Here is a 5430-nt window from a genome sequence, read left to right on the forward strand (position 1 = left end):
CGCCTGGGGAGGCGGGCTGGGGCGTCGTGGATGGGGGTAAGCGTCATGGTGGGAATGGACATGGAAGCGCCGCTGCCCGCGGAGTGGGCGGAGGCCCGCCGCAGGCTGGAGCTGGAGCGCCAGGGCAACGAGGTGCTTCAGGGGCAGGTGGACCGGCCGACGCGCATCGTCGCCATCGGCGGAGGCACCGGGTTGCCCATGGTGCTGCGCGGCCTGGCCCGGCGCGCGATACCGAAGGCCCGGGAGCCGGGCATCGACATCACCGCGGTGGTGGCCATGAGCGACGACGGCGGCAGCTCGGGCCGTCTGCGGCGCCAACACGGCGCGCTGCCTCCGGGCGACATCCGCAACTGCCTGGTGGCGCTGGCGGGTGGAAAGAACGCGCTCAAGGACGTCTTCCAGTTCCGCTTCGGCGGGGCGCGCGGCCTGGCGGGCCACGCGGTGGGCAACCTGCTCATCGCCGCGCTCGCGGAGCTCAAGGGGGACTTCATGGAGGCGGTGCGCATGTCCGGGGAGCTGCTGGGCGCCCGGGGCCACGTGCTTCCGTCCACGCTGGCGTCCGTGCAGCTGGTGGCGCAGATGCATGACGACACGGAGGTGGTGGGGGAGCGCAACATCTGCCGCGCGCACGGCCGGGTGCGCCGCGTCACGCTGAGTCCTCGCTCGCCGCCGCCCACCGAGGGGCTGCTGGAGTCCATCTACACGGCGGACCTCATCGCCATCGGCCCGGGCTCGCTCTACTCGAGCGTGCTGCCCAACCTGCTGGTGGACGGCGTGGCCCAGGCGCTCAAGGAGACGCGCGCGCTGAAGATCATGGTGGCCAACCTGATGACGCAGCCGGGGGAGACGGACGGCATGTCCTGCCTGGACCACGTGCAGGCCGTCACGGACCACGTGGGGCCGGTGCTGGACGCGGTGCTCGTCAACGGCACGCTGCCCATGGAAGAGGCGACCCGGCGCTATGCCCGTCGCGGGTCGTTCGTGGTGTCGGCCAACCCGCGGGACTTGATTGGCGCGGGCGTGGTGCCGGTGCAGGCGGACCTGCTCAAGGCAGGGTCCAGGATCCGACACGACAGCCGCAAGGTCGCCGCCTGCCTGCTGAAGATGGCCCGCAGCGGGTTGTAGCCGCGAACCTCCATCACCACCTTGGGCACTCGACACCTCATGGAAGCAAGAGACCTTTCTGCCTCGCCGCGCGTCACCGAAGTGACGGGACGCGCGGCCTTCATGTCCCTGGAGTCCGAGTGGAACGCGCTCGTGGAGGCCACCTCCAACGAGCTGTTCTACCGGCATGAGTTCATCCGCATCTGGATGGACAACTTCGTCCCCGGTGTGAAGCCGCGCGTGCTGACGCTGCGGGACGCGGAAGGAAGCCTCGGCGCGGTGCTCCCGCTGTGGGAGGAGCGCACGACGCTGCTGGGTGTCCCGGCGCGGCAGTTGTCCGCGGCGGCCAACGCCCACTCCTGCCGGTTCGACCTGGTGGCGAAGGAACCGGAAGTCGCCGCGGCGGCCTTCGTGTCCCACCTGCGCTCGGCCGGTGGCTGGGATGTGCTGCGGCTCACGGATGTCCCCGACGGCGGGGCCGCCTGGCGGCTGCACGCGGTGGCGCGCGATTCCGGCCTGCCCGTGGGCGAGTGGGAGTCCCTGCGCTCCCCGTATGTGCCGCTGCCGGCATCCCGCGATGCCATGCAGAAGACACTGGCGTCGAAGTTCAAGGCCAACTGCCGTCGCCGCCGCCGCAAGCTGGAGGAGAAGGGGCCGCTCACCTTCGAGCGGGTGGACAGCGGGCTCGGCCTGGAGGGCGCGCTGGAGGAGGGCTTCCTGCTGGAGCAGAGCGGCTGGAAGGGCGCGCGCGGCACGGCCATGGCGCAGGATGCGCGCACGCGCGGCTTCTACACGGAGCTGGCGCGGGACTCCGCCTATCGCCAGCGGCTGGCGCTGTACTTCCTGCGGCTGGACGGCAGGCCGGTGGCGTTCCACTACGGCCTGGAATACGGCGGGCGCTACTTCCTGCTGAAGCCCGGCTACGACGAAAGCCTGCGCGAGTGCAGCCCGGGCCAGCTCCTGGTGGATGAGGTCATCGGGAGCTGCATCGACCGGGGCCTGCACGAGTTCGACTTCCTGGGGCCCGACATGGTGTGGAAGCGCGACTGGACGAACGAGGTCCGGCGCCACACCTGGCTCTACGTGTTCAATGACTCCCCCTTCGGCCGGGCGCTGTGTGCGGCCAAGTTCCGGTGGGGGCCCGCGGTGAAAGAGGTGGTGTCGCGATGGAGACGATGAAGCACTCTGGCCGGCTGTTCGTGCCGTCACTGCCCACGCTGTGGCCGCACATGCTGCTGTCTCGGCCGAAGCCCGGCGCGCTGCCGCCGTTCTCCTCGCCGAACGTCCGCTACTTCTACTTCGCCCGCAACGCCATCTGGCTGACGGTGAAGATGCTGGGGCTGGATTCGGGCGAGGTGTTGATGCCCGCCTACCACCACGGCGTGGAGGTGGAGGCCCTGGTGGATGCCGGCGCCACGCCGCGCTTCTATCGCGTGGGCAGCCGCTGGGACGTGGACCTGGACGACGTGGCCCGGCGCATCGGCCCGAAGACGCGGGCCCTGTACCTGACGCACTACGCGGGCTTCCCGGGGCCCGTCGCGGAGATGCGCAAGCTGGCGGACCAGCACGGCCTCATCCTCATCGAGGACTGCGCGCTGTCGCTGCTGTCCTCCGACGGCGCGGTGCCCCTGGGGACGACGGGGGACGTGGGCATTTTCTGCCTCTACAAGACGCTTCCGGTTCCCAATGGGGGCGCGCTGGTCGTCAACGGCCCGCGCCAGTACAGCCTGCCGGAGCCGCCCGCGCCGCCGTCCGTGTCCACCTTCAGTCACACGGTGTCCGCGCTGCTGCAGAACCTGGAGCTGCGCGGCGGCCTGGCGGGCCGGGCCCTGCGCAGCACCGTGCGCACGCTGGGGCATGGCACCGTGAAGGCGGCCAACATCGAGCGTGTGGCCACGGGGACGCAGCACTTCGACCGCAAGCACGTGGACCTGGGCATGAGCCCGCTGACGAAGCGGATTGCCCTGGCTCAGGACCTGGAATCCATCATCGAGCAGCGGCGCCGCAACTACTTCTTCCTGCTGGGCCGCCTGCGCGACATCTCCGCGCCGCTGTTCAACCAGCTTCCGCCGGGCGCGTGCCCGCTGTTCTACCCGCTGGTGGTGCAGGACAAGGCGGAGGTGCTGGCGCGGCTGCGCGTGCAGGGCATCGACGCCATCGACTTCTGGAAGCGCTTCCACCCGGCCTGTGACGCAGCGGCCTTCCCGGAGGTGGCGCAGCTTCGTCGCTCCATCGTGGAGATTCCGTGCCACCAGGACCTGACGCCGGAGGTCATGGCGGACGTGGCGCAGGCGGTGCGCGAGGCCGTGAAGTCGGACCATCGGTCGAAGAAGCGCGCGGGGTGAAGTTCATTCGGGGAACAGGGAGGGGCGGCTGCCCCTCCGGGAGGACGGGCGTTGATTCGGGAGGATGAGCTGTCGCAGGGCGCGTGGGCCGCGCACCCGTTGGAGGTAGGCGCCGTGGGCAGCCTCTCCACGCTGGCGGGAATGCGGGAGGAATGGGCCGCGCTGATGGAGGCGAGCGACGCGGGGCCCTTCAACGCCTGGGAATGGGTGTACCCGTGGTGTCGGCGCATCGCCACGGGCCGGCGCCCGCTGGTGCTGACCGCGCGCGACGCGGCGGGCACGTTGGTGGGCCTGATGCCGCTGGGCGTCGAGTACCTGGGCGTCACCGGCATCCCGGTGCGGCGGCTGAGCTTCCTGGGGGAGACACACGTCGGCAGCGACTACCTGGACGTCGTGGCGCGGCGGGGCCGTGAGCGCGAGGTGGCGGGCGCCTTCGCGCGGATGCTGCACGCGCTGCGCGACGAATGGGACGTGTTGGATTTGTCGGACCTGCGCGAGGACTCGCCCACGGTGGACGTGCTCCGGGAGACCTTCGCCAGGCAGGACGTCCGCGTGGCGCCGCGTTACGTGTGTCCGTATGACACGCTGACGCCGGACGAGCCCTTCGACGCGTTCCTCAAGCGCACGGGACGCCGCGACAACTTCCTGCGGCGGCGCAAGTGGCTGGCGAAGCAGGAGGGCTACCGCATCGAGCGCACGGACGCCCCGGGCGAGCTGGCGGCGCCGCTGACGGACTTCTTCCGCCTGCACTCGGCGCGGTGGGCCGCGGATGGGGGCTCGCAGGGCATCAAGGGCGCGGGTGTGGAGGCGTTCCACCGGGATGCCACGCAGTTCCTGGCGGAGCGGGGCCGGCTGCGCCTCTACACGATGAAGGTGGGCGGCCAGGCCGTGGCGTCTGTGTACGGCATCCTCCACCGCGACACCTTCGTGTACTTCCAGTCTGGTTATGACCCGGCGTGGCGCAATCGCAGCGTGGGCCTGGTGCTGGTGGGCGAGACGTTCCGCGACGCGATGGAGGCCGGCCTGACGGAGTATGACTTCCTCCGGGGCACGGAGACGTACAAGTCCGACTGGGTGTCCAAGCAGCGGCGCACGCTGTCCGTGCGGGTCCATGCCGGGACGTGGGCGGGGCGCTGGTTCTCCCAGTCCGAATCCCTGGCGCGCCTGCTGCGCAACGGCGCCAAGGCGGCGATGCCGGACACGCTGGTGGAGAAGGTGCGGCGCTTCCGCCGTCGGCGGGCCGCCGTGCACTGAGCGTCGAAAACGCCAGCGGCGCCTGCCTCGACCACTCCGGGTGGTTGGGGCGGCGCCGCCGGAGAGGGCAGGGGCTGGGCGTCAGGGCATGCCGCCAGCGACCTCCGCGCGAAGCTGGGCAATCGCGGGGCCGAGCTGCGGCGGCTGCATGTTGCGCGGCACTTCCACGGAGAAGCGCTCGAAGTGGGCCAGCGCGGCGGCCTTGTCGCCGCGGCGCAGGGCGAGGCTGCCCAGGAAGATGAGCGCCTCCTGCGCATCCGGCCAGGTGTCCACCAGCGCCGTCAGCTCCGCCTCGGCGCCGGCCATGTCGCCCTGGGTGGCGCGAAGCACGCCGCGGTGGACCTTCAGCTCGACGTTGAAGGGGTCCGCCGCCAGGCCCTTCGCGGTGACCTTCACGGCCTCGTCGAACTGCTGACGGCGGATGAGCTCGTGGCTCAGCAGCGCCGCCGCGTCCACATCACCGGCGTTGGCGTTCAGCCGTGCGCGAGCCTCCTGCATCTCCGGGCCTTCCTGCATCTGCTCGTCCATGCCCGCGCCCTGCTGCTGCGTGGCGGCGCCGCCCGGGGGCATGCGGCCGGTGGCCTCCATCCCGTCGGTGCGCGTCTGCTGCTCGGAGACGAGCAGGTAGCCCAGCCCACCAAAGAACACCATGATGCCCGCGCCCCACAGCGCGCCCACCAGCTGCGGATTGCGAGACGCCCACCCGGTGGGGGCCGGAGCCTGGGGG

5 protein-coding genes are annotated in these 5430 nt (G+C 71.2%); 4 read left to right on the forward strand and 1 reads right to left on the reverse strand.

The window, feature by feature from the left end:
• Positions 1–45: 45 nt before the first annotated feature.
• Genes HNV26_RS36680 through HNV26_RS36695 form a run of 4 tightly spaced genes read left to right on the forward strand, consistent with a single transcriptional unit; the run spans position 46 to position 4703 of the window.
• Positions 46–1125 carry a gluconeogenesis factor YvcK family protein gene (locus tag HNV26_RS36680; protein ID WP_171445493.1) on the forward strand — a complete coding sequence of 360 codons (1080 nt, stop codon included), beginning with the start codon at positions 46–48 and terminating at the stop codon, positions 1123–1125.
• A 39-nt stretch (positions 1126–1164) separates the two neighbouring features.
• Positions 1165–2283 (forward strand): GNAT family N-acetyltransferase, encoded by a 1119-nt coding sequence (locus HNV26_RS36685; protein ID WP_171445490.1) that lies wholly within the window; start codon positions 1165–1167, stop codon positions 2281–2283.
• Positions 2280–3449, forward strand: a complete 1170-nt coding sequence (locus HNV26_RS36690) for a DegT/DnrJ/EryC1/StrS family aminotransferase (RefSeq protein WP_171445494.1) — start codon at positions 2280–2282, stop codon at positions 3447–3449. The genes HNV26_RS36685 and HNV26_RS36690 overlap by 4 nt, the downstream gene beginning before the upstream one ends.
• Positions 3450–3500: 51 nt before the next feature.
• Positions 3501–4703, forward strand: coding sequence for a GNAT family N-acetyltransferase (locus HNV26_RS36695; protein WP_171445491.1), 1203 nt, complete (start codon positions 3501–3503; stop codon positions 4701–4703).
• Between the two features lie 81 nt (positions 4704–4784).
• Here HNV26_RS36695 and HNV26_RS36700 read toward each other — a convergent pair.
• The coding region (locus tag HNV26_RS36700) for a tetratricopeptide repeat protein (RefSeq protein ID WP_171453015.1) at positions 4785–5430 on the reverse strand (646 nt) is incomplete at its 5' end.

The organism is Myxococcus xanthus (assembly GCF_013116825.1).
Taxonomy (GTDB): domain Bacteria; phylum Myxococcota; class Myxococcia; order Myxococcales; family Myxococcaceae; genus Myxococcus; species Myxococcus xanthus_B.

What these genes read in the sequence shown, in the direction of transcription:
- HNV26_RS36680 (WP_171445493.1), top strand. Translation starts at nt 46, where the DNA reads ATGGTGGGAATGGACATGGAAGCGCCGCTGCCCGCGGAGTGGGCGGAG.
- HNV26_RS36690 (WP_171445494.1), top strand. Translation starts at nt 2,280, where the DNA reads ATGAAGCACTCTGGCCGGCTGTTCGTGCCGTCACTGCCCACGCTGTGG.
- HNV26_RS36685 (WP_171445490.1), top strand. Translation starts at nt 1,165, where the DNA reads ATGGAAGCAAGAGACCTTTCTGCCTCGCCGCGCGTCACCGAAGTGACG.